At 60.1% G+C, this 25,764-nt stretch carries 27 protein-coding genes; 20 read left to right on the top strand and 7 right to left on the bottom strand.

Going from position 1 to position 25,764, the window contains the following annotated elements:
• Positions 1-75 precede the first annotated feature (75 nt).
• A complete protein-coding gene (locus ACQZ60_RS00605) occupies positions 76-1,920 on the bottom strand; it encodes an extracellular solute-binding protein (protein WP_448734589.1) in 1,845 nt (614 codons plus the stop codon).
• 205 nt (positions 1,921-2,125) lie between these two features.
• Between ACQZ60_RS00605 and mepA the strand changes: the two genes are divergently transcribed.
• The 4 genes from mepA to dapB all read left to right on the top strand — a co-directional run bounded on the left by mepA (position 2,126) and on the right by dapB (position 5,658).
• Complete coding sequence (gene mepA, locus ACQZ60_RS00600; RefSeq protein ID WP_080852839.1) at positions 2,126-3,175, top strand: penicillin-insensitive murein endopeptidase; 1,050 nt, start codon at positions 2,126-2,128, stop codon at positions 3,173-3,175.
• 100 nt (positions 3,176-3,275) lie between these two features.
• Complete coding sequence (locus ACQZ60_RS00595) at positions 3,276-3,659, top strand: methylglyoxal synthase (RefSeq protein WP_020812947.1); 384 nt, start codon at positions 3,276-3,278, stop codon at positions 3,657-3,659.
• A gap of 22 nt (positions 3,660-3,681) precedes the next feature.
• Entirely contained in the window at positions 3,682-4,704 is a 1,023-nt protein-coding gene (locus ACQZ60_RS00590; protein ID WP_031234470.1) for a glucokinase, read from the top strand.
• A gap of 126 nt (positions 4,705-4,830) precedes the next feature.
• The gene (gene dapB, locus ACQZ60_RS00585; RefSeq protein ID WP_020812949.1) at positions 4,831-5,658 is read left to right on the top strand and encodes a 4-hydroxy-tetrahydrodipicolinate reductase; all 828 of its coding nucleotides are present in this window, start codon (positions 4,831-4,833) and stop codon (positions 5,656-5,658) included.
• 8 nt (positions 5,659-5,666) lie between these two features.
• Here dapB and phnF read toward each other — a convergent pair whose 3' ends face one another.
• The gene (gene phnF, locus ACQZ60_RS00580) at positions 5,667-6,404 is read right to left on the bottom strand and encodes a phosphonate metabolism transcriptional regulator PhnF (protein WP_020812950.1); all 738 of its coding nucleotides are present in this window, start codon (positions 6,402-6,404) and stop codon (positions 5,667-5,669) included.
• An 82-nt stretch (positions 6,405-6,486) separates the two neighbouring features.
• On the opposite strand from phnF, the gene phnG reads away from it, so the two are divergent.
• The 16 genes from phnG (at position 6,487) to ACQZ60_RS00500 (ending at position 20,833) form a co-directional block, all read left to right on the top strand.
• Positions 6,487-6,948, top strand: a complete 462-nt coding sequence (phnG, locus tag ACQZ60_RS00575) for a phosphonate C-P lyase system protein PhnG (RefSeq protein WP_020812951.1) — start codon at positions 6,487-6,489, stop codon at positions 6,946-6,948.
• A complete protein-coding gene (phnH, locus tag ACQZ60_RS00570) occupies positions 6,948-7,556 on the top strand; it encodes a phosphonate C-P lyase system protein PhnH (RefSeq protein WP_020812952.1) in 609 nt (202 codons plus the stop codon). The genes phnG and phnH overlap by 1 nt, the downstream gene beginning before the upstream one ends.
• 1 nt (position 7,557) lies before the next feature.
• Complete coding sequence (locus tag ACQZ60_RS00565) at positions 7,558-8,667, top strand: carbon-phosphorus lyase complex subunit PhnI (protein ID WP_020812953.1); 1,110 nt, start codon at positions 7,558-7,560, stop codon at positions 8,665-8,667.
• A 133-nt stretch (positions 8,668-8,800) separates the two neighbouring features.
• Entirely contained in the window at positions 8,801-9,703 is a 903-nt protein-coding gene (locus ACQZ60_RS00560; protein WP_020812955.1) for an alpha-D-ribose 1-methylphosphonate 5-phosphate C-P-lyase PhnJ, read from the top strand.
• Positions 9,700-10,476 (top strand): phosphonate C-P lyase system protein PhnK, encoded by a 777-nt coding sequence (phnK, locus tag ACQZ60_RS00555; RefSeq protein WP_003524419.1) that lies wholly within the window; start codon positions 9,700-9,702, stop codon positions 10,474-10,476. The genes ACQZ60_RS00560 and phnK overlap by 4 nt, the downstream gene beginning before the upstream one ends.
• A 4-nt stretch (positions 10,477-10,480) precedes the next feature.
• Positions 10,481-11,188: a phosphonate C-P lyase system protein PhnL gene (gene phnL / locus ACQZ60_RS00550; protein WP_003524417.1), complete on the top strand. Its 708-nt coding sequence runs from the start codon at positions 10,481-10,483 to the stop codon at positions 11,186-11,188.
• Positions 11,185-11,802: a transferase hexapeptide repeat family protein gene (locus tag ACQZ60_RS00545; RefSeq protein WP_448734588.1), complete on the top strand. Its 618-nt coding sequence runs from the start codon at positions 11,185-11,187 to the stop codon at positions 11,800-11,802. The genes phnL and ACQZ60_RS00545 overlap by 4 nt, the downstream gene beginning before the upstream one ends.
• Before the next feature lie 234 nt (positions 11,803-12,036).
• Positions 12,037-12,897: a phosphonate ABC transporter ATP-binding protein gene (gene phnC, locus ACQZ60_RS00540; protein WP_035264410.1), complete on the top strand. Its 861-nt coding sequence runs from the start codon at positions 12,037-12,039 to the stop codon at positions 12,895-12,897.
• An 85-nt stretch (positions 12,898-12,982) separates the two neighbouring features.
• Positions 12,983-13,888, top strand: coding sequence for a phosphonate ABC transporter substrate-binding protein (phnD, locus tag ACQZ60_RS00535; RefSeq protein ID WP_035264407.1), 906 nt, complete (start codon positions 12,983-12,985; stop codon positions 13,886-13,888).
• A gap of 72 nt (positions 13,889-13,960) precedes the next feature.
• Positions 13,961-14,947: a phosphonate ABC transporter, permease protein PhnE gene (gene phnE / locus ACQZ60_RS00530; protein ID WP_269828381.1), complete on the top strand. Its 987-nt coding sequence runs from the start codon at positions 13,961-13,963 to the stop codon at positions 14,945-14,947.
• On the top strand, positions 14,947-16,296 hold the full coding sequence (gene phnE / locus ACQZ60_RS00525) for a phosphonate ABC transporter, permease protein PhnE (protein ID WP_448734587.1): 1,350 nt from the start codon (positions 14,947-14,949) through the stop codon (positions 16,294-16,296). Before phnE (ACQZ60_RS00530) ends, phnE (ACQZ60_RS00525) begins: the two co-directional genes overlap by 1 nt.
• Before the next feature lie 280 nt (positions 16,297-16,576).
• Positions 16,577-17,266, top strand: a complete 690-nt coding sequence (locus ACQZ60_RS00520) for a DUF1045 domain-containing protein (RefSeq protein WP_448734586.1) — start codon at positions 16,577-16,579, stop codon at positions 17,264-17,266.
• Entirely contained in the window at positions 17,263-18,399 is a 1,137-nt protein-coding gene (locus ACQZ60_RS00515) for an alpha-D-ribose 1-methylphosphonate 5-triphosphate diphosphatase (RefSeq protein ID WP_020809169.1), read from the top strand. Before ACQZ60_RS00520 ends, ACQZ60_RS00515 begins: the two co-directional genes overlap by 4 nt.
• On the top strand, positions 18,396-18,995 hold the full coding sequence (gene phnN / locus ACQZ60_RS00510) for a phosphonate metabolism protein/1,5-bisphosphokinase (PRPP-forming) PhnN (RefSeq protein ID WP_020809170.1): 600 nt from the start codon (positions 18,396-18,398) through the stop codon (positions 18,993-18,995). Before ACQZ60_RS00515 ends, phnN begins: the two co-directional genes overlap by 4 nt.
• 87 nt (positions 18,996-19,082) lie before the next feature.
• Complete coding sequence (locus ACQZ60_RS00505) at positions 19,083-20,123, top strand: AraC family transcriptional regulator (protein ID WP_020809171.1); 1,041 nt, start codon at positions 19,083-19,085, stop codon at positions 20,121-20,123.
• A gap of 464 nt (positions 20,124-20,587) precedes the next feature.
• Positions 20,588-20,833 carry a helix-turn-helix domain-containing protein gene (locus ACQZ60_RS00500; protein ID WP_020809172.1) on the top strand — a complete coding sequence of 82 codons (246 nt, stop codon included), beginning with the start codon at positions 20,588-20,590 and terminating at the stop codon, positions 20,831-20,833.
• 217 nt (positions 20,834-21,050) lie between these two features.
• On the opposite strand, the gene ACQZ60_RS00495 is transcribed toward ACQZ60_RS00500, so the two are convergent.
• The 5 genes from ACQZ60_RS00495 to hutC all read right to left on the bottom strand — a co-directional run bounded on the left by ACQZ60_RS00495 (position 21,051) and on the right by hutC (position 25,733).
• Entirely contained in the window at positions 21,051-22,040 is a 990-nt protein-coding gene (locus tag ACQZ60_RS00495) for an Ldh family oxidoreductase (protein WP_020809173.1), read from the bottom strand.
• Positions 22,041-22,190: 150 nt separating this feature from the next.
• Positions 22,191-23,117: an energy transducer TonB family protein gene (locus ACQZ60_RS00490; RefSeq protein WP_020809174.1), complete on the bottom strand. Its 927-nt coding sequence runs from the start codon at positions 23,115-23,117 to the stop codon at positions 22,191-22,193.
• Complete coding sequence (exbD, locus tag ACQZ60_RS00485) at positions 23,114-23,590, bottom strand: TonB system transport protein ExbD (protein ID WP_020809175.1); 477 nt, start codon at positions 23,588-23,590, stop codon at positions 23,114-23,116. Before exbD ends, ACQZ60_RS00490 begins: the two co-directional genes overlap by 4 nt.
• Before the next feature lie 6 nt (positions 23,591-23,596).
• The gene (gene exbB, locus ACQZ60_RS00480) at positions 23,597-24,802 is read right to left on the bottom strand and encodes a tonB-system energizer ExbB (protein WP_031233509.1); all 1,206 of its coding nucleotides are present in this window, start codon (positions 24,800-24,802) and stop codon (positions 23,597-23,599) included.
• 193 nt (positions 24,803-24,995) lie between these two features.
• Complete coding sequence (gene hutC / locus ACQZ60_RS00475) at positions 24,996-25,733, bottom strand: histidine utilization repressor (protein ID WP_020809177.1); 738 nt, start codon at positions 25,731-25,733, stop codon at positions 24,996-24,998.
• Positions 25,734-25,764: the final 31 nt, after the last annotated feature.

Raw genomic sequence — 25,764 nt, 5'->3', positions numbered from 1 at the left:
AAGCGCTGCCTGCGCTTTAAGCGATTCGTCTCGCCCTATGTGAATCAAGCCTTCGGCGCGAAAGCAAGGCCAGCGTCAATTCGCGGCCTGACTGGACCACCATGCTTCCGGAAAACCGACACCATATTGGGGCAGGTTTTCCGGACGGATAAGCGTGTTCCAGTAGGCGATGAACATCTCACCGCGATAGAATTGCGGGATGACATAGCTGTTTGCCAAAAGCACGCGGTCGAGAGCGCGTGCGGCGGCCACCTGTTCATCCCGGTTGGGCGCAAATATGACCTTCCTGACCAACGCATCGACCGCGGGGTTCTTGATTCCGGCAATATTGTTGGACCCTTGCCGGTCGGCGGCGGCCGAGCCCCAGAAATCCGCCTGTTCGTTTCCGGGGTTGGCCGAGGTCGCCCAGAGCTTGACGATGACGTCATAATCGAAGCTGCGGGTGCGGTTGGTATATTGCGAGGCGTCGACGGTACGAATGGTGGCGTTGATGCCGATCTTCTTGAGGTTCTGGACATAGGGAAGGATGGTTCTTTCCATGCCGGCGGAATCGATCAGAAACTCCATATCGAGCGGCTGTCCGGTTTTCGCATTGACCATGCGGTTGCCGCGCAGCTCGTAACCGGCCTCCTTCATCAGCCTGACCGCCTCGCGCAGATTGTCGCGCTGCTTGGCCGGATCGCCCGCGACCGGATTGCGATATTCGGTGGTGAAAACCTCTGGCGGAACCTGATCCTTCAGTTCCTGAAGAATTTCCAGCTCGCGACCGGTCGGCAGGCCGGAAGAGGCCAGTTCACTGCCCATGAAGAAGCTGTTGATGCGCTGGAACTGGCCGTAAGCCAGCGTGCGGTTCAACTCCTCGAAATCGAAAGCATAATTGAGCGCCTTGCGCAGTTTCGGGTTCTGGAACTTCTCCCTGCGCATGTTCGGCACGAAGGCCTGCATGATACCGACGGAGCGATAGATATTCGGCAGCTCTTCCTTCTTGACGCGGCCTTCCTTGACGGCCGGAAAATCATAACCCGTGACCCAGCGGCTGGAGGAGGCTTCCTGCCGGAAATCGACGGTGCCGGACTTGAAGGCCTGGAATTCGACATCCTGATCGGCGAAGAAGGTGTAGGCGATGGTCTTGAAATTGTTCATTCCCACATTCACGTTCACGTCCTTGCCCCAGTAGTCGTCGCGGCGTTCGTAAGTGATTGTCGAGCCGGGAGAGACTGAGGCGATCTTGTAGGGGCCGGAACCCATCACCGGCTCCAGCGTGCCACGCGATATGTCGCGTGGCTTGCCGTCCGGGCCGGCGGCTTCCCACCAGTGCTTGGGAACGATCAGCAATTGCCCGACAATCTGCGGCAATTCGCGATTGTTCTTTTCGTCGAAAGTGAAGGTAATGTCCCTTTCGCCGCTCACCTCCGCCTTGGTGACATGGGTGTAATAGGTCGCAAGCTGCGGGCTCAAATCCTTGGCTTTTTCGAAGCTGAAGACGACATCCTCCGGCGTCACCGGCTTGCCATCCGCCCATTTCGCCTCCGCGCGCAGCCGGAAGGTGGCTTTCGAAATATCGTCCGGGTAACTCACACCCTCCGCCAGAAGACCGTAGGAGGCCGACAGTTCCTCTTCCGTCGATTTCATCAATGTATCGAAAACCAGCGAAAGGCCGGTCGCCGCCTCGCCCTTGGCGAGCAGCGGATTGAGGGTATCGAAGGTGCCCGCCGTCGACAGGCGAAGGGTGCCGCCTTTCGGTGCCTTGGTGTTCACATAGTCGAAATGATCGAAGCCATCGGGATGTTTCAGTTCCCCGACCGTCGAAATCCCCTTTCGCCACACATCGGCCGATTGTGCGGAGGCCGCCGCCGGTATCAGCAGGGCGGATGCAGCAAGAGCAATGAGGAGACGGGATTTCAGTGGTGCCAATATCATCGGGGGAATGTCCCTGTTTTCGCGTTTGTTGAAGAGAGCATAAAACAAAGATTGGCAAAAAACAGATGCGCTGGCTCACAAGCTCTTTATCCGCGCCTTTATCCTCCCGCTTTACAACAGGCGGGGCGAAACATGGTTTCAACAAAATCCCGTTCCAGTTTATCTTAAGGGGAAGAGAATCATCTGATCGGACGGGCACGACGATATGACGGCGGGATCATCGAGAGTTTTCAAGGCGGCCATGCTGGCGATTTCGGTCGTCTCCGCGCTGCAGTTGCAGATGGAAACCGCATCGGCCGAGGACAGGCCTGCGAAAGAAGTGTTCGGCCACATGGCGCTGCCTTCCGCCACGGGCTCGCAGCCGATCGGCTCCTATGCCAAGGGCTGCCAGTCCGGCGCCATCGCCATGCCGACGGACGGTCCCGGCTGGCAGGCCATGCGCCTTTCCCGCAACCGGCGCTGGGGCCAGCCGCAGATGATTTCCTTCCTCGAGCAATTTTCGCAGGATGCCCAGAAGATCGGCTGGCCGGGCCTGCTGCTGGGCGATATTTCCCAACCGCGCGGCGGGCCGATGCTGACCGGCCATGCGTCGCACCAGATCGGCCTCGATGTGGACATCTGGTGGCGACCGATGCCGAGCCCACGGCTGAGCGTGGAGCAGCGCGAAACCGTGCCTTTCATCTCCATGCTGGACAAGAGCAAGTTCCTGACGGTCGATGACCGCAAGTGGTCACCGCTCAATGCCCGGCTGGTGATGATGGCGGCAAGCTACCCGCAGGTGGAGCGTGTCTTCGTGAACCCGGCGATCAAGCAAAAACTCTGCCAGACATGGACCGGCGACCGCACCTTCATGGGCAAGATCAGGCCGATCTACGGCCATGACGAGCATTTCCACATCCGTCTCGAATGCCCGCCCGGCGCGCCCAACTGCAAACCGCAGGCGGCCGTGGGCAAAGGCGACGGCTGCGACAAGTCGCTTGCCTGGTGGTTCAGCAAGGAACCATGGGCGCCGCCGAAAAAGGACCCCAATGCCAAGCCGGTGAAACCGCGCCCGGTCATGGTTTCCGATCTGCCCTCGGCCTGCGCCGCCGTGGCTGCCGCCCCTTCCACTAACCCCGAGGGACTTGCGGCCCAAGCCTATTCGCCTGCTCCGGCAACGCGCCAGCAAAGCGTGGAACAAGTCATTCAGGCAGCCCCCGCCCTGCAGCCGCCTTCGGATATTCCGCTTCCCACCCAGCGCCCGACATTGAACTGAAACAGAAATGGGGCATTCAACAGCTTCCCTTTTCAAATGGCGGCAAGCTGTTATAGAAGGCTTCAAATCGATTTAATTCTTGATGGAACGGGCTGGGACCATGGAAGAACAACGCTGTATCGCGCTCATCGCTCATGACGAGAAAAAGGACGATATGGCGGATTTCGCCCGTCACCACCAGAAAGCGCTTGCCGGTTTCAGGATCGTCGCCACCGGCACGACGGGCGGGCGCGTGCAGGAAGCCTGTCCGGGTCTTGAAGTCATTCGCCTCAAAAGCGGACCTCTCGGCGGCGACCAGCAGATCGGCGCGATGATCGCCACCGGCGAGGTGGACATGCTGATCTTCTTCACCGACCCGCTGACCGCGATGCCGCATGATGTGGATGTGAAGGCGCTGACGCGGCTTGCTACGGTTTACGATATTCCCATGGCGCTCAACCGCGCCACCGCAGAAAATCTCATCGACTTCCACGTCGCCAACTGAACCTCCCAACATGGAACAGGCAATGCCGAAGACGTCCGATACCGAATATCTGTCCTTTCCGATCCTTCTTGGCGACATCGGCGGCACCAATGCCCGCTTTTCCATTCTGATCGATTCCTTTGCCGAACCAGTTCACCTCACCACCGTGAAGACAGCGGAATATCCGACCATCGACGACGCCATCCAGCAGGCGGTTCTGGACAAGACCTCACTCCAGCCGGTCTCGACCATTCTGGCGATTGCCGGCCCCATCGAAGGTGACGAGATTCCGCTCACCAACTGCCATTGGGTCGTCAGGCCGAAGGACATGCTGGCCAATCTCGGCCTGAAGGATGTCATCGTCATCAACGACTTCGAGGCGCAGGCTCTGGCGATTGCAGCACTTGACGACGACAACCGCGAATCCATCGGCTCCGGCCGCAAGGATGTGCTGGCATCGCGCGTCGTTCTTGGGCCGGGCACGGGGCTTGGCGTCGCCGGGCTGGTTTACGCCCGCCATATGTGGTTCCCGGTGCCCGGTGAGGGCGGCCATATCGACATCGGCCCGAGAAGCACGCGTGATTATGCGGTTTTCCCGCATATCGAAACCATCGAGGGCCGTGTCGCCGGGGAGCAGATCCTTTGCGGGCGCGGGCTGGTCAATCTTTACCGGGCCATCTGCACCGCCGATGGCGTCGAGCCTGTCTTTTCCGATCCGGCCGACATTACCTCACAGGGGCTTTCGGGCGATAACCGGCAGGCGAAAGAGACCCTGTCCCTTTTCAGCACCTATCTCGGCCGCGTGGCCGGTGACCTCGCGCTGATCTTCATGGCGAAGGGCGGTGTCTATCTGGCCGGCGGCATTTCGCAGAAGATCATTCCGGCGCTGAAGAGCCCGGAATTCCGGGCTGCCTTCGAAGACAAGGCGCCGCACAGCGCGCTGATGCGGACCATCCCCACCTTCGTCGTCACCCATCCGCAGGCGGCTCTTTCCGGGCTTGCCACCTATTCGAGAACGCCATCCGATTTCGGCCTGTCGCTGGACGGACGACGCTGGAGGGCTTGATCGCTTGGCCTGTTCTTATGTGATGCTTGCGAAGCGGGCGGGCGGTCTTTAACGTCGCTGCTGCAAACATCAATCGACAGATACCGGCGGATCTCGATCCGCCCGAGATGAAAAGTGAGTGACAGCATGGGCAGCAGCGGCATGAAACTGGTGGTGGTCGGCGCGGCGGGCCGCATGGGACAGGCGCTAATCCGCCTTATTCACCAGACGCCCGGCGTCCAGCTGCACGCCGCCGTCGCGCGCGAGAGCTCTGCCTTTGTCGGCCGCGATGCGGGCGAGATCGCCGGTCTCGGCCCGATCGGCGTCGAAATCACCAGCGATCCGCTTCAGGCATTTCTGCATGCGGAAGGGGTGATCGATTTCACTTCGCCGGCAACCAGCGTCACCTTTGCCGGCCTCGCCGCACAGGCCCGCATCGTGCATATCATCGGCACCACGGGTTGCTCGGCGGAAGACGAGGAAAAATTCAAGGCGGCGTCGCGCCATGCCCGCATCGTCAAATCGGGCAATATGAGCCTCGGCGTCAACCTGCTCAGTGTTCTCACACAGCAGGCGGCGCAGGCGCTGGATGCGCAGAACTGGGATATCGAAATCCTTGAAATGCACCACAAGCACAAGGTGGATGCGCCCTCCGGCACCGCCCTTCTGCTCGGCGAGGCGGCGGCGGCGGGCCGCAAGGTCGATCTCACCACATCGTCCGTTCGCGTGCGCGACGGGCATACGGGTGCGCGTGAAGCCGGGACCATCGGTTTTGCCACGCTGCGTGGCGGCTCGGTGATCGGCGAACATTCGGTGATCTTCGCCGGAGAGGGCGAGCGCGTCGAGCTTTCGCATTATGCCGGCGACCGCTCTATTTTCGCACGCGGCGCGATTGCTGCAGCCGTCTGGGCCTTAGACAAGAAACCGGGCTTCTATTCCATGCTGGATGTGCTGGGGCTTTCGCAGGCGGAGTAAGCTTCGGCTTAATTCTCCACCGTGAATTCGACCGTATCGGCCGAAAAACGGCTGATGGCATATTGCACCGGTACGCCATCCATATCGGCATTCAGCGCCTGAGTGACGAGCAGAATTGCACCCGGCGACAGCTCCAGATCGGCCAGATCCTGCGTGTCCGCATGGCTGGCGGAGATGACGGTGGAAATACGCACGTAATCCGCCACGCCCAGCATATTGAAGGCAGCGGTAATCGAGCCGCTCTTCTGGTAAGCCTCCCCTATTCCGGCGAAACGATCCGCCGGAAACCATGTGGTCGAGCGGGACACCGGGCGGTTATCGGCCTTGCGCAGCGTTTCGAGACGTATGAGCGGCGCACCCGCCGGCAATTGCAGCCGCGCCGCCAGATCGGCATTGGCCGGTTCGGTCGTGTGGGAAAGAAGCAGCGCTTCCATTTCCTTGACCTGATCGCCGATGCCCTCCGTAAATCGCGTGCGCCGTGAAATCGGAAAACTCAGGCGCTCCTTGCGGGCGATCATCGTACCGCGCCCCTGCATCGGCTCGAGAATGCCTTCGCTGGCCAGTGCGGCAATGGCGCTTCGGACAGTATGGCGGTTGACGCCGAATTTTTCGGCCAGCGTCATTTCCGGCGGCAACATGCCGGTTTCATCGTGATCGCCCGCCGCGATCTCGCCTCTGATCCTGTCGGCGATCTGCCGCCAGAGCGCCACGCCGTTCTTTCTTTTCATCGCTGCCGAAGGGCTCATGTCACACGCTTGTCATTCACGAACGTTAAATGTACCTTATATTGTATAGTTGTCTATATCAATAGACATTAGAGGTCAAGCGATGATTCACGAAACTGCAGACTTGCATGCAGACAGAAAGCGGGTGGCGGCGCTTCTTGCCCGCGCCACCGTGCAGGAACTCGAAACCGTCTGGAACCGGCAGGATGAGAGCCCCCGGACGGAAAATGTGCGCGGGCCGGAAACCGGCCTCGTCATGGTCAAAGGCCGCATCGGCGGCGGCGGCGCGCCCTTCAATCTGGGTGAGACGACCGTTACCCGGGCAACCGTCAAGCTTGCTTCGGGCACAGTGGGTCACGCCCATGTTCTCGGCACCGGCCGCAAGAAGGCCTGGTACGCCGCCGTTTTCGATGCGCTCTGGCAGGAAAGCCCGACCCGCGGTTTCATCGAGACCGAGCTTCTTTCACCGGTCGAGAAACGATTGGCCGAGGAGAAGGACAGGAAAACAAAAGAGACCGCCGCCACCCGGGTCGATTTCTTCACCATGGTTCGAGGAGAGGATTGATGAGCGTCAAGGCCGAAGCATTGACGGGCGGTTTTTCCGATGCCGTCTTCGATTCCCAACGGATTTTCAAGAAACTCATGGATGGCATGGCCCGGCCGGGCACGCCGCAGACAATCGAAACCGCAGTCTCCCCGCCATCGCCTCTCGCCCCCGCCACCGGCGCGGTCCTGCTGGCGCTCTGCGATCACGATACGCCGGTCTGGCTGAGCGGCGCCCTACGGAAAACGACCGTCCCCGGCTGGATCGGATTTCATACCGGTGCGGTCCCGACCGAAGAAAAAAGCGCAGCGCATTTCGCCGTCATCGAAGCGGGCAGCGCCATAGCCTCCTTCGGTCTCTTCGCGCAGGGAAGTCAGGAATATCCCGACCGCTCCACCACGCTCATCATCGAGTTGCCTGATCTGGATGGGGGACGGGAATTGCTGCTCTCCGGCCCCGGTATCCGCCACGTCAACATCATCAGCCCCACCGGCCTGCCGGACATATTCCCGCGGCTGTGGGCGGAAAACAATGCCATTTTCCCGCGCGGCGTCGATGTCATCCTGACATCCGCCGACAGATTTGTCTGCCTGCCGCGCACGACGCGCATTCAACCCGTGGAGGCGTAAGATGTATGTTGCTGTCAAAGGCGGGGAAACCGCCATTGCCAACGCCCACCGGCTTCTGGCCGACAAGCGGCGCGGAGACCGTGACCTGCCCGCGATGACGGTGTCGCAGATCGTTTCGCAGCTTTCGCTCGCCGTCGACCGGGTGATGGCGGAAGCGTCTCTTTATGATCAGTCGCTTGCAGCCCTTGCCGTCAAGCAGGCCCGCGGCGACATGATTGAGGCCATCTTCCTGCTGCGTGCCTACCGCACGACGCTGCCGCGCTTCGGTTATTCGGTTCCGGTCGATACCGCTGACATGACGGTGCAGCGGCGCGTTTCCGCGACCTACAAGGATCTGCCCGGCGGGCAATTGCTGGGACCGACCTTCGACTACACCCATCGCCTGCTCGATCCTTCGCTTCTTGAGGACGAGGCCGTTGAGACAGCCACCCAGCGCGAAGGCGAGCCGGAACATGTCATGCGGGTTTCAGACATTCTAGCGCAAGAAGGATTGATCGAAACCGACGGCGATATGCCGGCTGACCATATTGCCGGCGATCTGACACGGGAGCCGATGGAGTTTCCGATGCCGCGTGACCTGCGCCTGCAATCGCTGGCGCGCGGTGACGAGGGTTTCCTTCTGGCGCTCGCTTACTCGACGCAGCGCGGCTACGGCCGCACCCATCCGTTCGTCGGCGAAATCCGCATCGGCGAGGTGGAGGTGGAACTGGAGGTGCCGGAACTCGGGTTTTCCGTCTCGCTGGGCGACATACAGGTCACCGAATGCCAGATGGTCAACCAGTTCAAGGGTTCTGCCAAGGCGCCACCGCAATTCACGCGCGGCTACGGTCTGGTGTTCGGCCAAAGCGAGCGCAAGGCCATGGCCATGTCGCTGGTCGACCGGGCGCTGCGGGCAGGCGAATTCGGCGAGGACGTCGTGGCCCCCGCGCAGGACGAGGAATTCGTCATTTCACACGCCGACAACGTGCAGGCAACGGGCTTCGTCGAACATCTGAAACTGCCGCATTATGTGGATTTCCAGGCCGAACTCGGTCTGGTCAGGAAAATGCGTGCCGATTTCGAGGCGGTCAACGCCAATGGCGCGGAGTGGATGGGCAATGCGGCCGAATAGCTCAGCGGCTGTGCTGCTCGCCAAACCAGTAAGCGCAAAAGACGGTCGATGCTGCAAACACAGCAAAGAACACGGCTGCAAGAATTCCAATCTCCATGAGCTTGTACTCCTTTTTTCACAAGGCTAACGCGCAATGCTTGAAGAAGTTTCATTTGACGACGGGCTGGCTGTCTACAACTTCGCCTATCTGGACGAACAGACCAAGCGAATGATCCGCCGGGCGATCCTCAAGGCCATCGCCATTCCCGGTTATCAGGTTCCCTTCGCTTCCCGCGAAATGCCCATGCCCTATGGCTGGGGCACTGGCGGCGTGCAGGTAACCGCCTCCATCCTCGGCCCAGACGATGTACTGAAGGTCATCGACCAGGGCGCGGACGACACGACCAATGCGGTTTCCATCCGCGCCTTTTTCCAGAAGGTGGCTAATGTTACCGTCACCACCCGCACCAAGGATGCGACCATCATCCAGACGCGGCACCGCATTCCCGAAGAAGAACTGCATTCGGGTCAGGTCCTCGTCTATCAGGTTCCCATTCCCGAGCCCCTGCGCTTCCTCGAACCGCGCGAGACCGAAACGCGTGTCATGCACGCGCTGGAGGAATACGGCCTGATGCACGTCAAGCTTTACGAGGATATCGCCCGCAACGGACGCATCTCCACCACCTATGCCTATCCGGTAAAGGTGGCCGGGCGTTACGTGATGGATCCGTCTCCGACCCCTAAATTCGACAATCCGAAAATGCATCTCTCGGACGCCCTGCAGCTCTTCGGCGCAGGACGCGAAAAGCGCATCTATGCCGTGCCGCCCTATACCGACGTCGTCAGCCTCGATTTCGAGGACCATCCCTTCGAGATCCAGCGCTTCGACAAGCCCTGCGCGCTGTGCGGTGCGGAGAATGTCTATCTGGACGAGGTGGTGCTTGATGATAAGGGCGGACGGATGTTCGTCTGCTCCGATACCGACCATTGCGAGGACCGCCGCGCCCATGGCCATAAAGGCCACCTGCTGGCGGATGTGAAGGAGGCCGCAGAATGAGCGACGCACCGCTTCTGAAAGTCAGGGACGTTTCCAAATATTATGGCGACCGCGCCGGTTGCCGCAATGTCTCCTTCGAGCTTTATCCCGGCGAGGTTCTGGCCATCGTCGGCGAATCCGGTTCCGGCAAGACCACGCTTCTCAACTGCATTTCCACCCGGCTGATGCCGACGGCGGGCAGCGTGGAATATCGCATGCGCGACGGTTCGGTGCGTGACCTCTATCATATGGGCGAGGCCGAACGGCGTTTCCTGATGCGGACCGACTGGGGTTTCGTGCACCAGAACCCGGCGGACGGGCTGCGCATGGCGGTTTCGGCCGGCGCCAATGTCGGCGAGCGGCTGATGGCCGTCGGCAACCGGCATTACGGCAATATCAGGCAATCGGCCAGCGAATGGCTGGAGCGGGTGGAAATCGGCACCGACCGCATCGACGACCAACCACGCGCCTTTTCCGGCGGCATGCGCCAGCGCCTGCAGATCGCCCGCAACCTCGTCACCTCGCCGCGCCTCGTCTTCATGGACGAACCGACCGGCGGCCTCGATGTCTCCGTGCAGGCGCGCCTGCTTGATCTGGTCCGCGGTCTCGTCAACGATCTCGGTCTTGCTGTCGTGGTCGTCACCCATGATCTGGCGGTGGCGCGGCTGCTTTCCCATCGCATGATGGTGATGAAGGGCGGCGATGTCATCGAGCACGGCCTGACCGACCGGGTGCTGGACGACCCGCGCGAGCCCTATACGCAATTGCTTGTTTCCTCTATTCTGCAGGTTTGACGCCATGCCGACGCCTCTTATCGTTTCGGAAGTCTTCAAAAGCTTCACCATGCATCTTCGCGACGGTATCGAACTGCCCGTTGTGCGCGATGTCAATTTCTCCGTTTGCGGCGGCGAATGTGTCGTACTGGGCGGTCCCTCCGGCATCGGCAAAAGCTCGATCCTGAAAATGCTCTATGGCAACTACGCCATCGACAGCGGGCAGATTCTCGTTCGTCATGAGGGCCAGGTCGTCGATATCGGCAACGCCTCGCCGCGCACGATCCTCGATATCCGTCACCGCACCATCGGTTATGTCAGCCAGTTCCTGCGCACCGTGCCGCGTGTCGCTGCCATAGATGTCGTTGCCGAACCGCTTCTGGCGCGCAAGGTTGCCGCCGATGAAGCCCGCGAACACGCAGCCATGCTGCTTTCGAAGCTCAACCTGCCACGGGAACTATGGTCACTGCCGCCGGCAACCTTTTCGGGCGGCGAACAGCAGCGCGTGAATATCGCGCGCGGTTTCATCACCGACCATGCGATCCTGCTTCTGGACGAACCGACGGCCTCGCTGGACGCCCTCAACCGGCGTGTCGTCGTCGATATGATCGTCGAGAAAAAACAGAAGGGCACGGCACTGCTCGGCATTTTCCATGACGAGGAGGTGCGGGAAGCCGTGGCCGACCGCATTCTGGACGTCTCACAGTTTTCTCCCAGAAAGGCAGCGGCATGAGCGTCAAGGTGGGTCTGGAACCCGTCATCCACGAAAGCGCCCGTGTCATCAACTCTTCGATCGGTCGCTATACCGAAGTTTCGGAACGCTGCCGTATAGAGGAGGTCGAGATGGGCGATTACTCCTATATCATGCAGGACGGTGCGATCTGGTGCGCCACCATCGGCAAATTCGTCAACATCGCCGCCTCCGTCCGCATCAACGCCACCAATCACCCGATGCAGCGGGCGACGCTGCATCACTTCACCTATCGTGCCCACAACTATTGGGACGATGCGGAGGATGAGACGGACTTCTTTGCCGCCCGCCGCGCCAAACGCGTCGTCATCGGCCACGATGTGTGGATCGGTCATGGTGCGACGATCCTGCCCGGTGTCACGGTGGGAAACGGTGCGGTGATCGGGGCGGGTGCAGTCGTCTCAAAAGACGTCGCGCCCTATACCATCGTCGGCGGCGTGCCCGCCCGGCTGATCCGGGAGCGCTTCCCGGCGGAACTGGGCCGGCAAATGGATAATCTGAAATGGTGGGACTGGGACCACGCGGCATTGCGCGTCGCTCTCGAGGATTTCCGTAATCTGGACGCCGAGGGTTTTGTCGCGAAATATGGCGGATGAAATCTCCCTCTGCCGAACACCTGCAAATCCCGGGGCACCCCCGGGATTTTTGTTTATGCGATTAAAAAAGACACGCGGAATTGAACGGTCCAAGATTCCTCCCGAAAGCTTTGTCGGCGAACAGGCGGATGCGAGATCCGTGAAATCTGTAATATTTTATTCATCAAACTGACATCCACACTTCACGCACCGCTGTTACGCCGAACCCCGTCAAAAAGAAGATTGGACGGGGAAATGAGCTTTCACCTGAAGCAAGTCACGCGCCGCTTTGGCAACCACACTGCGGTCGATTCCGTGAATGTCGAAATTCCGCAGGGCCAGATGGTTGGCGTTATCGGACGCTCGGGTGCGGGAAAATCGACGCTGCTGCGCATGATCAACCGCCTCGTCGATCCGTCCTCGGGTTCCATCCATTTCAACGACACGGAAGTTTCGGCGCTGAAGGGCGCGGCGCTTCGCAGCTGGCAGCGCGACTGCGCCATGATTTTCCAGCAGTTCAATCTGGTGCCGCGCCTCGATGTGCTCACCAATGTCATGCTCGGTCGCCTCAATCACCGCTCGACGGCGCTCAGCCTGTTCAACATCTTCACCAATGACGAGCGCCTGATGGCCATCGCCGCCCTGGAAAGGCTCGGCATCGAGCATGTGGCCATGCAGGCTGCCGGCACGCTTTCCGGCGGTCAGCAGCAGCGCGTCGCCATCGCCCGCGCCCTGATGCAGTCTCCGAAGATGGTTCTCGCCGATGAGCCGATCGCTTCCCTCGACCCGCTGAACGCCAAGATCGTGATGGACGCGCTGCGCGACATCAATGAGCGCGAAGGCATTACGGTCATCACCAACCTGCATACGCTGGATACGGCACGCAATTATTGCGAACGCATCATCGGCATGTCTCAGGGCCGCGTCGTCTTCGACGGAACCCCTACTGAGCTGACGGCTGCGGCCGTCACGGAGATTTACGGAACCGACTCTCAAGGGTCGGGCATCGACGAGACCATGACCTCGACCAGCATAAATATTCCCGGCGCGCAGCTTCCCGCGCGTCCGGTGCAGCAATCTGCCGGCCCCGAACCGCTCGCTCTCGCCGGGCTCTGAGGAACCGCTCAGCATCGTTTGCGCCCGCGTCAAGGGCCGATACTTCACAACAAACTCCGGCTCGCCGGGAAACAGGAGAAAGTCCATGTTGAAGAAAGTCCTTCTTTCGGCAGTCGCGCTTGGCGTTCTGGCCGGTTCCGCCATGGCTCAGGACGTCAAGGTTCTGCGCATCGGTCTCGACGGCTCTGAAAACGAAGCCGACCAGATCCGCAACACCAAGTGCGTTGCCGATGGCCTGAAGGCCGCGACCGGCGTTGCCGAAGTTCAGGTTTTCCCGTCGCCGGACTATAACGGCGTCATCCAGGGTCTTCTCGGCGGCACCATCGACATCGCTTCCATGGGCGCGTCCTCCTACGCCAAGATCGCCCTGGCCGACCCCAAGGCTGTCGACCCGATCCTGACCTATACGGGTTCTGACGGCTCCAGCGGCTATTACACCATCATGGTTGCCCGCAAGGACAGCGGCATCAAGAAGCTGGCCGATGCCAAGGGTAAGAAGATCGGCTTCGCCGACCCGGATTCCACCTCCGGCTTCCTCGTTCCGAACGTGGCGATCCCCAAGGAAACCGGCACGCCGATCAAGGAATATTTCTCTGAAACCGGCTTCGGCGGCGGCCATGAGAACCTCGTTCTCGCCGTTCTCGACAAGAAGTTCGACGTTGGCACCACCTTCGGTTCGGGCGTCGGCAAGTGGGAAGAAGGCTACTCGGGCGGCAACCTTCACCAGATGGTCAAGAAGGGCAACCTCGACATGGACGATATCGTCGAAGTCTGGAAGTCGCCGCTGATCCCGAACGGCCCGCTGATGGTCACCAACAAGCTCGGCGACAGCATGAAGCAGAAGGTTGAAGACTACTTCATGGAACTGCCCAAGAAGGACCTCGCCTGCTTCCAGGCCTACACGCAGGGCAAGAACACCGCCTACATCAAGGTCGATCCGTCCTTCTACCAGACGATCATCGACGCCCGTAAATCCGTTATCGGCGGCTGATCCTGACGGAATGTTCTGAAAGCGGCGGTGCCCTATGGCATCGCCGCTTTTTGCCAATAAAGGAAAAGCGGCATGGCGACCACACTGCAACAGGGTACCCTCACGCCCGAGGGATTGAGCGCATCGTCCCGAACGGTCATGCGTCATTATCAACAGCAGCTTGCGACGCGGCGGGTCTATACCGTCATTTCGCTCGTGGTCTTTCTAGTCATTCTCGCGGCATCGCTGAATTTTGCCAACGAGGCGAATTCAGGCAAGTTCTTCGAGCGCCTGCCCTATTTCTTCGATTTTCTGAAAACGTTTGTGCCGGATAGCCCACTTGAAATCTTCCGTGCCATGTTCGATCTGCCGTCGCCCTATGACAATGGTTCGATGAAATACAATTACGTCGCGGATCGCGTCTATGTCACCGACAGCGTTTACATCCCGCATTTCATTTACCAGCTGATCATCACCCTTAACATCGCATTGGTCTCGACAATCATCGGCACGGGTTTTGCCTTCGTGCTCTGCTTCTTCGCCTCCACCAACCTTGTCGGCGCCGGCCTCGTGCGCTTTGTGGTGCGCCGGGTCATGGAAGTGCTGCGCGCTTTTCCGGAAATCGTCGTCGCCGGGTTGCTCACCGCCATCCTGTCGATCGGTCCAATCGCCGCGATCATCGCGATTTCTGTCCACACGATCGGCGCTCTGGGCAAGCTGTTCTTCGAAGTGGTTGAAAATGCCGATATGAAGCCCGATGAAGGCCTGCGCGCCGCCGGCGCCAACTGGCTGGAGCGGGTGCGTTTCGCCATCGTACCGCAGGTTCTGCCCAATTTCGTGTCTTACGCGCTGCTGCGCGCCGAAATCAACGTGCGCGCCTCCACCATCATCGGTGCCGTGGGCGGCGGCGGCATCGGCGAGGTCTTCCGGCTTTCGATCGGTAACGATCATGCGTCGAAGACCTATGCCATCATCATCCTTCTGCTGATCACCATCATCGCCGTCGACCAGTTTTCCAGCTGGCTGCGTCGCAGGTTGATCGGCCATCAATCCTTCGAATTCGGACGGGGAGCGGCCTGATGTCGTCCAGCTTCATTCTCAACACCGCCGACCGCGAGAGGCTGACGGCCGCGCATCCGCAAGTGTTCAATCGCAGTTTCATGCAGCGATATGGCCTGCTCGTCGGCCTTCTCACTGTCACCGTTTATCTCATCGGCTGCTTTTTCTTCTTCAATGTCGGTCCGGCCTTCATGCAGGGCCGATGGGATCGTGCCTCGAGCTATATTCAGGACTGGTATTCCTGGCGCGCCCAGCCGCGCCTGCGTTTCGAAGACGGCAAGGTGGAGCCGCAATGGTCCAGCCGCGGACAATATCCGGTCGATGCAAAGATCGACTGGCTGCAGCCCCTGTCGGGCGGTGGCTACAGCGTCGTTTATGCGGGCCTGGAAAACCGCCTCGACGTGACCCCGACCCGGGTGGATGTCTATGTCGACGGCAAGAATTATCCCGTCATCATCAATGGAGAACAGGCCCAGGTATCCGACGATGTGCCGCAGGAAATCCAACAGGACGGCAACAAGGTTCTCGTGCATTTTGGTTTTGCCGGACAGGCGGAAATCCGCACCAGCCAGGTCTATGTCCAGCGCCGCTTCCTTGGATGGGCGAATTTCCTGTTCGACACCACATCGGAATTCTGGGGCAAGGGCTATGGCGAACTCGCCGCTCTCGCGCTGTGGGGAGAAAGGCTCGATCCCGAGCGCTCCAATATCGGCCATATGGTGGATGATTTCCTCGACAACAGCGTCTGGCAACATGCCGATATTCTTTCCAAGCTGATGCAGACGCTGGTCATGGCCTTTGTGGGCACGCTGTTCGGCACGCTCGTCGCCCTGCCGCTCGCCTTCATCGCCGCGCGCAACATTACCGCCAACAGGGCCGCAAATTGGGGCATGAAGCGGCTGTTCGACTTCCTGCGTTCCATCGACATGCTGATCTGGGCCCTGTTCTTCACCCGCAGCTTCGGTCCCGGACCGATCCCCGGCATCGCCGCGATCTTCTTCACCGATACCGGTGCGCTCGGCAAGGTCTATGCCGAGGCGCTGGAAAATGTCGACGACAAGCAGCGCGAAGGCGTCAAATCGGTCGGCGCTTCCCCGATTGCCGTCAACCGCTTCGGTGTGCTGCCGCAGGTCCTGCCGGTCTTCATTTCGCAGTCACTCTATTTCTGGGAAAGCAACACCCGCTCCGCCACGATCATCGGCGCGGTGGGCGCGGGCGGCATCGGCCTGAAACTGCTGGAAGCGATGGGCACCAATGCCGACTGGGACAAGGTCGCCTATATGGTCCTGCTCATCCTCTTCGTCGTTTTCCTGTTCGACCACATCTCCAATTCGCTGCGTTCACGCCTGATCGGCAAAACACAACACTAAGTCTGAAGGGATGGAATGGCGAACGTCGTAATGATGTTCGTCATCTCCGCCGGACACTTGCGCGGTCCCGATTTATGCCGCCCCTATCCCGTCATCATCTCTGCCTGTGTCTTCAGCACATTCGGAAGCTTGCCGCATTTCCAAGGCGCTTTTTTCCTTCGGCATCATCATTCTGTCACGGAAACCAATTACCTCGCACTCCTGACCTTGCGGGAAGCCGGCGAGTCACGCCAAATAGCTTCTCATCCCTGGTCTCCCATGACACTGAAGAGTGCTTGCCGTGCGCTATGCCATCTATTTTTCTCCGGCTAAAGATCACCCGCTAACTGAGGCAGCGTCACGCTGGCTGGGCCGCGACGCATTTTCCGGCACGCTGCATGACGACCACGACGACTATGCCGACATGACGGAGGAGCCACGCCGTTACGGTTTCCACGCGACCCTGAAGGCTCCTTTCGAACTTGCCGAAAAATATAGCGAAGCGGAGCTGCTCACGGCCTTCGAAGATTTCGCGGCCAGCCAGTCCACCTTCGAAATTCCGCGTGTCGTCGTCGGTGCACTCGGGCCCTTTTTCGCACTGATCCCGGACCGCACCTATCAGCCGCTGCAGGATTTTGCCGCCGAGATCGTCGATCATTTCGACCGGTTTCGCGCGCCTCTGTCCGAGACCGATATTGCCCGTCGGCGACCACAGATGCTGACGGAGAGCCAGCGGCAAAATCTGTCGCTCTGGGGTTATCCCCATGTCATGGATGATTTCCGTTTTCACATGACGCTGACCGGCCGCATCGACGAGAGCGAGCAGCCCGCCATGCACGAGGTGCTTTCGGCGCGGTTTTCCGAATTCACCGATCGACCTCTCAGCATTTCCAGCCTCGCTTTGTTCATTGAAGAAACGCGCGGCGCGCCCTTTACCGTTCATAGCTGGCACCCCCTTGGCCAGCCACCAAAGAAAGATGCGAACCCATGACCGAGCACGCCCTTTCCAATGCCCGTATCGTTCTGGAAGACGATATTATTCTGGGCTCAGTCCTGATCCGTGACGGCAAGATCGCCGATATCAGCGAAGGTGCTTCCAAAACCGGCGAAGACCTGGAAGGTGATTATTTGATCCCGGGTCTGGTGGAACTGCATACCGACCATCTTGAGCAGCATTATTCACCGCGCCCCGGCGTGATCTGGGACAAGATCGCCGCCATTCAGGCCCATGACGCACAGGTGGCCGCCTCCGGCATCACCACCGTATTCGACTGCCTGCGGCTCGGCTCGGATGAAGACGGCGGCTTCAAGAAGGGTGAAATGCGCGAAATGGCTGACGCCATCGAGGCCGCGGCAGATCAGAACCGCCTTCGTTCGGATCACCTGCTGCATCTGCGCTGTGAAGTCGCTTCCTCGGATGTGCTGGAACATTTCGAAGATTTCGAAACCGATCCGCGCGTGCGGCTGATTTCCCTGATGGACCACTCCCCGGGGCAGCGCCAGTTCCAGTCGATGGATCAATATATCTTCTATTACCAGAAGAAGCGTGGGCTGAGCGACGAGGCTTTCGCCGAGTTCGTGCGGCGTCGGCAGGCGGCGTCGGCGGAATATTCCGCCAAGCACCGCGATTATCTGGCCGCCCGCTGCGCCGAGCGCGGCATTACGGTCGCAAGCCATGACGACGCCACCGAAGCGCACGTCGGCGAGGCTATCGGCCACGGCGTGAAGCTGGCGGAATTCCCCACCAGCGTCGAGGCCGCAAAAGCTTCGCACAGCGCCGGTATGAGCGTGCTGATGGGCGCGCCGAACATCGTTCGCGGCAAGTCCCACTCCGGCAACATCGCCGCCCGCGACCTCGCGGAGATCGGCGTGCTGGATGTTCTTTCTTCCGACTATGTGCCCTTCAGCCTGCTCTTCGCGCCATTCCTGCTCGCCGATCAGGTAGAAGCCATCAGCCTGCCGGAAGCGCTGCGCATGGTCACCGCCACGCCGGCGCGCACCGTCGGCCTTCTCGATCGCGGTCGTATCGCGACGGGATTGCGGGCCGATCTGGTCCGGGTTCACCGCGAGGATGGTGTGCCGGTCGCCCGTTCCGTCTGGCGTCAGGGCAAGCGCGTGGCATGACCGATGATGGGCAGGATAGCCGGCGCGCGGCATCGCCCGGCACGATGATCGTGATTGTCGGCCCGAGCGGGGCCGGCAAGGACACGCTGATGGACTATGCCGCAGCGCGACTGTGTGGGCGGCCGGGCTTTCACTTCACCCGCCGCGTCATTACCCGCAGCGGCGATGCGGGGGGTGAAAACCACGATGCCGTTTCGATGCACGAGTTCAACCGGCTGGAAGATGAGGGCGCCTTCGCGGTGTCCTGGCAGGCGCATGGGTTAAAATATGGCATCCCGGCCGCTGTCTATCGTCATCTCAATGCGGGAGATGTGGTCATCGCCAACGGTTCGCGTTCCGCCCTGCCGCATTTCGGCACCGCCTTTTCCCGTCTTAAGGTCGTGAACATCGTTGCGCGGCCGGATGTGCTGGCAAGGCGGCTGGAACAGCGCGGGCGGGAAAGCCGGGACGATATTCTCCGGCGGCTGGAACGCAGCTCGTTGACGGTCGTTGGAGATTTCGACGTGACGACCGTCGACAATAGCGGCGCTATCGAAGATGCCGGCCAAGCCATCATGCAAGTGCTGGAGCAAAGCGCAGACACCGACCGCACTTAAAATCCCGGAGCCGGGCTGCTCGACAAACGCTCTCTCAAGGCTTACCATCAGGCGACAATTTCCAAACATGGTACGCCAAGGCGAGGGATGCCCGAGAAAAGGGTCAGCGACGAGATAAGTGTGGTGGCCGGTCTGGCTGCCGGCGTCAGCAATTATGCCCGGTCCCGGGGCATCGATATCGCGCCGATCTGCAAGGCTCTGGACATTGATCCAGCCATATTCAGCAGCCTAACGGAACGTATCAGCCTCGATAGATTTTCCCGCCTGCTCGAAACCTGCGCACTGATTTCCGGCGACGACGCCTTCGGTCTGCAATGCGCTTCCACCTTTCCAGCGGGTGCATCCGGCGCGTTCGGATATGGGCTGATCAGCGCACCGACGGTACGGGCGTTCCTGCGTTTTCTTCAGGACCATGTCTATTACGCGACCAACAACAGCAATTTCACCATGGTAACGGATGCCACGCAGGTAACCCTGTCATGGTCCTTCGCGCCGGTTATCGCCAAACGCGATCAATATGTGGATTTGTCGCTCGCCGTCCTGGTACAACGTCTCCGAGATATTCTCGGAGATCGTATCAACCAGATCGAGATCGGTCTGGAGCGGCCGAAACCAAGTAATATTCAGCTATTTAAAGAAAGAATGACCAGGCGCGTCAGTTTCTCCCAGCCGATCCATACCATGCGTCTTCCGGTATCGCTTCTCGATGTGGTCAATCCGAATGCGGATGAGCGGCTGTTCGAGCTGATGAACCTGCAATGCCGCATGTTGCGACCGGAAACATCGGCGGACGCGACCCATTTCATTGACCAGGTGAAGCGGTACATGCAGATGCGGCTCTCGGATGCCGAGCTTTCGCTCGGCGAGATCGCTCCCTATTTTAACCTGTCGGAACGGAGTTTTCAACGGCGGCTCGCAGAGCTCGGCACCAATCTCAACGAGATAAAGGACGCCATTCGCAAAAATGCCGGTTTCAAACTCCTCGTGGAAAGCGATCTTCCGGTATCCGACATCAGTTACAGGCTTGGCTATTCGACACCCGGTGCGTTTTCGCGTTCCGTTTCCCGCTGGTTCGGCGCGACACCGACCGACATTCGCAAGAAACACGCGCATCATTCCGCCGGATGATACATGTTGACGGCATCAATATTTCGAAATGACCCATTAAATTTGAGAAATATGTCGATGCTCATCGCAATATGTGCCGAAACATAACAATAAAACGAAAAACTTGGCGCGAGATGTTATTCTATCGGCGTGGCACATCGCCTATTAGAGCGCCGCATATCCTTCGGGTGTGACGAAAACATTCCAGAGCCTTGAAGCTGCATTTCACGCCAGACCAATTGTGGTCCTTGGCGATATCGATGTCGCAGTTCCTTTCAATGCACAGAATAGAGCGTCCGCGCCGCGATCGACTGGCTGCGAAAGCGGCCCTGTATTGCATAATTACCGATGCCCGATGAAACCTATTGGCGAAATTAGCGTTTCTGTTCGCGTATAGACAGAGCGGTAAACGAGCTGGTTTCGGGGAATGAATCATTGACTGATCGTGCCCCGGGAAGGCCAATCTCTTTTAAGGCTGAAAGAAAATGTCTTCAAATACGCCGCATGAACATCGCCAGACGCGTGAAATCATCCTTTCGGAGCGTGAGCGGCATTATCTGGGGCTGGTCGCGCGGGGCAAGCATCCGTCCCACATCGCCTTGATAACCGGCGCGGACGAAGCGGACGTGAAGGACACTCTTGAAAGGGTGCGCCACAGGCTGGGCGCCACCAATCTGCTGAATGCCGTCAGCATCGCCCTGCTGCGCGGCCTGATCGAACAGGACGCGTAATCGCCACCTGATATCCAAGCTTACGCGAAACGTCCCCTCCCGTAAGCTGAAAACCGAATGAGCGGCTTTCTGCGTCAAAATCCTTCCATATCAATGGCGGGATGGCGGACCAAAGCGGGCTGGACATGATGTCCGGCCCTATCGACGCAAATGCAAAGCAGCCATTTACGGTTTGCCCGGCGGGTCATATTCGACCCGCCGGGTTTTTATTATCACGTCAGAGCGATTGAATTTCGGCCAGAATATCGCTTTCGATCACGATGCCGCTTTCCAGCGCCTGCTTGCGAATCCCCTGGCTTCGGCGACCGGGCAGACGCACATTTTCCTGCTTTTCTATCTCGCCGGCGATGAGCGCCAGCCGCTCGGTAAAGGCCGCACCACCTGACGATACCGGGTCTATGGCGATGATCGTGTGGCCGAGAGAGGGCGGCGCTCCCTTGTCGTCGAGAAGGGAAGAAGCCTCGAATGCGAAGTTTCCGCCTGTCACCGCAGCGGCCATGATCTCCACCATCAACGCCAGCGCAGCGCCCTTGGCCTCGCCTGCGGGCACCATGGTTCCCTCTATGGCCTCTTCGGGATCGGTCGTCGGCCGACCATTTCGGTCGAGCGCCCAGTCGCCGGGGATGGTTTCACCCTTCTGGCGGGCCGCCATGATCTTTCCGCGCGCGACCTTGGAGAGCGCGAGATCGATGACCAGCGGATCGGCGCCGCTGACGGGAGTGGCGAAAGCGATTGGATTGGTTCCATAAAGCGGTTTGCTGCCGCCCCAAGGCGCCATGGATGCCGGGGCGTTGGCGAACATGAGTGCGACAAAACCCATTTCGGCGAGGCGTTCGACGGTCAGCGCCATGACACCCGCATGATGGGAGCGGTGGATGGCGGCAAGCGCAATGCCCTGCTGCCGGACCATGTCCGGCAATTCCCCAAGGGCGCAATCGATCGCCGGATAGGCATAGCCGTGATTGGCGTCGACCGAGAGCACACCCGGCTTCACGCGGGTCGCCACCGGACGCGCCTTGCCATCGACCTTTCCAACCCGCGCCTGCCGGACATAAACGGGGATGCGGCGAAAACCGTGACCGCCTTGACCGGCCGCCTCGGAGGCGACGAGCGCCTTTGCTACCGAACGGGCGTTTTGCGGCAGAACGCCGTTGCGCTCAAAGATAGAGGATACGAGATCCTCCGCCTCTGCGATTGAGAATTTCATGATTTTCGTGATTCCTGTTGGCTTGCATGCGATGGGACGGATTGGTCCTACTTTGCGGTATACGGTCGCTGCAAATCAACATGGAAAATAAATCGGGCATCCCATCCTCTCCAGAGTCGGGATGCCCTTATGCGGTCGGGCTGTTTCACCCTACTTGAAAAGAATCGGCAGGGTAAAACTCGTATTTGCGCCTGGCGGCGGCGGCGAGACGGACGCTCTTTGTATGACGGCCAGAAGCTTCTGATCCATCGCCGAGTCACCGGTGGATGAAATAATCCTCGCACCGCCGACGGAACCACCGCTGTCTATCTTGAATGAAACCGTAATGGTCATCCCCGATTTTCCAGCCGAACGCACCAGTCGCCGCTGCATCGCCGAGCGCACTTTCGCACCCCAATCGGCATTTGACATGGACGAGGACGAGAAGGAGCCGGCATTGCTGCGCGATGCCGCCGTCCGGTCGGACTGCTGGGCTTCAGCCTTCGCCGTTTCGCGCAGTTCCGATGCCTGCTGCGGTTTGGGACGCTGGCGCTCGACCTTCTTTTTCTCTTCCGGCTCTTTTTTTTCCACCTTCTTTTCGACGGGCGGCGGAGGAGGACGCATGACGGGCAGAGGAACCTCGACATTTTCGAGTTCCGCCATCATCTGCTCCTGAACCGGATCGACCGGCTCCACGGGTTCGGGAATTTCCTGCGGTTCGACGATCTCCTCGACCGGCGGTTCAGGCGGCTGCACCGGCTCTGGCGGCGGCGGCGTTTCCGCAACCGGCTCCGGTGGCGGCGGCTCTTCCGGGGCAGCTTCCTCCACCGGTTCGCTGCTGTCGCTCTTCACCTCTTCGGCGTCCTCGACATCCTGCGCGGGCGTCGTTTCTTCGGTCTTGACGGCCTCCGGTATCGCCGCCATTTCGATCATGATTGCAGCAGGCGGCGGCCCGCCGGCATCCAGCTCTTCGGGCTCCTGCATCAGATAATAGGCAAAACCAGCGTGAACGCCCAGCATGAGCAGCGCCGCGGCGGACCACAGCGTCACTTCCCCGAGACGGGAATGCCGGGCCTGCGGGTAGCCGTTTTCAGTCATGGCGCGGTTCCCGGCGCTGCAGGTTGCCCAACGGCGGCGGGCTGCGATGCGGCAGCCGCGTTTTCCAGTCCTACGAGGGCGATCTTCAGATAACCGGCATCTCTCAGCAGATTCATGATTTCCATGAAGTGGCCGTAATCGACCGCCTTGTCGGCCCGCAGGAAGATGCGCGTATCCTTCTTGCCGCCCGTCTGCCGGTCGATGGTGGCGGCCAGTGCTTCGCGGGCAACCGCATCATTGCCGAGATTGAGCGAGAGATCGTCCTTGACCGTCAGATAAAGCGGCTCCTCCGGGCGTTCCGCCGGCTTTGCGGTGGATGCGGGCAGATCGACATTCACATCGACGGTGGCCAGCGGTGCGGCCACCATGAAGATGATGAGAAGAACCAGCATCACGTCGATGAAGGGCGTGACATTGATCTCGTGGTTTTCGGAGAGATCGTCTCCGCTATTTTCGCGAATACCGCCAGCCATGGCCGATCACCGTCCAACCAGCGATACTGCGGGCTTGCTGGTGCTGCCCGGCGGAATACGGCGGAAATCGAGATCGCGGCTGACAAGGCGTTCCACACCGGCTGCGGCATCCGCCAGCAGATGGCGGTAACCGGTGATGGAGCGGGCGAAGACGTTATAGATCACCACGGCCGGAATAGCGGCGACAAGGCCGATGGCGGTGGCGAGCAGCGCCTCGGCAATGCCCGGCGCGACGACGGCGAGGTTGGTCGTCTGCGATTCCGAAATGCTGATGAAGGAGTTCATGATGCCCCAGACGGTGCCGAACAGACCGACGAAGGGAGCGGTGGAACCGATGGTCGCAAGAACACCCGTTCCGCGCGACATGCGGCGACCCGCATGGGTTTCGATACGCGACAGCGCCGAAGAGACACGCTCCTTGATACCGCCGCCATCCGTATGTTCGACCACCGCATCGGAAAGCTGCATTTCGTGGGTTGCCATGCGCAGCATCAGTGCTGCCGGCCCGCCCTTCTTTTCGACGGCCTCGGTGGCCTCGGTCAGGGTTTTTGCCCTGCGAATGACCTTGAGCGTCGAGCCGGCGCGCACCCGCGCACCTGCAAGCTCGATAGACTTCGCGACCCAGACCGTCCACGTGACCAGAGATGCGAAGGCAAGACCGATCATGACACCCTTCACGACCCAGTCGGCCGCCATGAACATGCCCCAGGGAGAAAGGTTGTGCGGGATATCCGCACGATGTTCAGCGCTCGCGGGCTCGGTGCTGACAGGCTCTATCGGGGTCGCGGCTTCATTCGGCGCGGTCGTCTGGCCCGTCTGTGCGGGTTGCTCGGTCTGCGTCGGCTGCGGCGCCAGGCCTTCGGCTCCCGGCGCGGTATTCGTCGCGGGCTGAGCCGGCGCAGGCTGGACCGGTGCGGGCTGAGTTGACTGAGGCTGCGAGGGTGCGGTGGCAGCCGGCTGTTCCGGTGCAGTCGCGGAAGGCTGGACGGGCGCGGCAGCCGGAGCGCTCGGCGTTGCAGGAGCGGCCGGCTGTGCCGGCTGAACCGCTTCCGTTTGCGGTGCGGTCTGTATCTGGGTTTCCGGTGCCGTCTGAGCGAAAACCGCGCCGGCACTCAAGCCGGCCAGCAAGGTGACAGTCATGGCAAGGGAGAGATGCCTTGTTGTGTTTGCCTTGTTGAAGGATGCGGAAGAAGTTGAGGTCTCAGCTGACATAATTTTTATCCCGGATTTCCGTCGATGAACTCATCCGCAGATTGACCGGTTCCTGAAAACCGGGGTCATGAACGGATACCGTCGTGAAAGCTTGACGTTCCGATAATAAACCTGAGTTCTTTTGACAACTATTATATTGTCAAAAGACGACCCGTAAACTCTTCTTTACAAAAAATTGACCGATCGAAGGCCTTCAGCTGCTCTGCGAGGGCGAAAACTGCGCAATGAGAGCATGACGGTCACCGGGATAGGTGACACGGACACGAGTGATATAGTCCGCCCCATGCCAGGTCCGCCGATCGATCACCAGACAGGCAGCACCGGAAGCAATACCGAGCGCGGCTGCATTTTTACGGTCGGCGGAAACGGCGCTGATGCGATGTTCGGCAGCGCTCCAGGGCACCATTTTCAGCAGCCACGTCCCCGGCCCGATCTGTGAAAAATCCGCGGCTTCCGCCTCCGGAACGGCGGTGACATTAATGATGCGCTCCTCAAGGCAAAAGGGAACGCCGCCGGCGAAATGCGTGCAGGTGAGTTCCAGGACCGGGGCCTCGGCGGCAAGCGCCATGGCCGCGCCGTCTTCTTCCCCCGCAGGACGCAGCCGTCGTTTGTCAAGACGGTAACCGTAGACCAGACCCAGCGCCTGCACCTCCCGCTCAATATCGTGGATTTCCAGAACGGCGGATTGCGCATGGGGCTGGCGAACGAAGGTGCCGAGACGGCGGCGTCTTTCGATGAGTCCGCGCTGCACCAGTTCGCCGAGAGCCTTGTTCACCGTCATGCGCGAACAGGCATATTGCCGGGTCATCTCGTGTTCGAAGGGAATACGATAACCCGGCGGCCATTCGCCCGACATGATGTGGCGCTCGACATCATTGCGAATGCGCTCGTGCAGCGATTTTTCCTGAAGATCGGCGCCTGTGCTCCTCATCCCGATGCTTTTATCCTCCCCTTTGCCGGAT

It is taken from the genome of Agrobacterium sp. 22-223-1, assembly GCF_053522385.1.
This window is presented reverse-complemented; position numbering and strand designations above follow the sequence as displayed.

Bases quoted from the DNA above. Each gene is read 5' to 3' on its own strand.
- ACQZ60_RS00605 (WP_448734589.1), bottom strand. From the start codon at position 1,920: ATGATATTGGCACCACTGAAATCCCGTCTCCTCATTGCTCTTGCTGCA.
- mepA (WP_080852839.1), top strand. From the start codon at position 2,126: ATGACGGCGGGATCATCGAGAGTTTTCAAGGCGGCCATGCTGGCGATT.
- ACQZ60_RS00595 (WP_020812947.1), top strand. From the start codon at position 3,276: ATGGAAGAACAACGCTGTATCGCGCTCATCGCTCATGACGAGAAAAAG.
- ACQZ60_RS00590 (WP_031234470.1), top strand. From the start codon at position 3,682: ATGCCGAAGACGTCCGATACCGAATATCTGTCCTTTCCGATCCTTCTT.
- dapB (WP_020812949.1), top strand. From the start codon at position 4,831: ATGGGCAGCAGCGGCATGAAACTGGTGGTGGTCGGCGCGGCGGGCCGC.
- phnF (WP_020812950.1), bottom strand. From the start codon at position 6,404: ATGAGCCCTTCGGCAGCGATGAAAAGAAAGAACGGCGTGGCGCTCTGG.
- phnG (WP_020812951.1), top strand. From the start codon at position 6,487: ATGATTCACGAAACTGCAGACTTGCATGCAGACAGAAAGCGGGTGGCG.
- phnH (WP_020812952.1), top strand. From the start codon at position 6,948: ATGAGCGTCAAGGCCGAAGCATTGACGGGCGGTTTTTCCGATGCCGTC.
- ACQZ60_RS00565 (WP_020812953.1), top strand. From the start codon at position 7,558: ATGTATGTTGCTGTCAAAGGCGGGGAAACCGCCATTGCCAACGCCCAC.
- ACQZ60_RS00560 (WP_020812955.1), top strand. From the start codon at position 8,801: ATGCTTGAAGAAGTTTCATTTGACGACGGGCTGGCTGTCTACAACTTC.
- phnK (WP_003524419.1), top strand. From the start codon at position 9,700: ATGAGCGACGCACCGCTTCTGAAAGTCAGGGACGTTTCCAAATATTAT.
- phnL (WP_003524417.1), top strand. From the start codon at position 10,481: ATGCCGACGCCTCTTATCGTTTCGGAAGTCTTCAAAAGCTTCACCATG.
- ACQZ60_RS00545 (WP_448734588.1), top strand. From the start codon at position 11,185: ATGAGCGTCAAGGTGGGTCTGGAACCCGTCATCCACGAAAGCGCCCGT.
- phnC (WP_035264410.1), top strand. From the start codon at position 12,037: ATGAGCTTTCACCTGAAGCAAGTCACGCGCCGCTTTGGCAACCACACT.
- phnD (WP_035264407.1), top strand. From the start codon at position 12,983: ATGTTGAAGAAAGTCCTTCTTTCGGCAGTCGCGCTTGGCGTTCTGGCC.
- phnE (WP_269828381.1), top strand. From the start codon at position 13,961: ATGGCGACCACACTGCAACAGGGTACCCTCACGCCCGAGGGATTGAGC.
- phnE (WP_448734587.1), top strand. From the start codon at position 14,947: ATGTCGTCCAGCTTCATTCTCAACACCGCCGACCGCGAGAGGCTGACG.
- ACQZ60_RS00515 (WP_020809169.1), top strand. From the start codon at position 17,263: ATGACCGAGCACGCCCTTTCCAATGCCCGTATCGTTCTGGAAGACGAT.
- phnN (WP_020809170.1), top strand. From the start codon at position 18,396: ATGACCGATGATGGGCAGGATAGCCGGCGCGCGGCATCGCCCGGCACG.
- ACQZ60_RS00505 (WP_020809171.1), top strand. From the start codon at position 19,083: ATGCCCGAGAAAAGGGTCAGCGACGAGATAAGTGTGGTGGCCGGTCTG.
- ACQZ60_RS00500 (WP_020809172.1), top strand. From the start codon at position 20,588: ATGTCTTCAAATACGCCGCATGAACATCGCCAGACGCGTGAAATCATC.
- ACQZ60_RS00495 (WP_020809173.1), bottom strand. From the start codon at position 22,040: ATGAAATTCTCAATCGCAGAGGCGGAGGATCTCGTATCCTCTATCTTT.
- ACQZ60_RS00490 (WP_020809174.1), bottom strand. From the start codon at position 23,117: ATGACTGAAAACGGCTACCCGCAGGCCCGGCATTCCCGTCTCGGGGAA.
- exbD (WP_020809175.1), bottom strand. From the start codon at position 23,590: ATGGCTGGCGGTATTCGCGAAAATAGCGGAGACGATCTCTCCGAAAAC.
- exbB (WP_031233509.1), bottom strand. From the start codon at position 24,802: ATGTCAGCTGAGACCTCAACTTCTTCCGCATCCTTCAACAAGGCAAAC.
- hutC (WP_020809177.1), bottom strand. From the start codon at position 25,733: ATGAGGAGCACAGGCGCCGATCTTCAGGAAAAATCGCTGCACGAGCGC.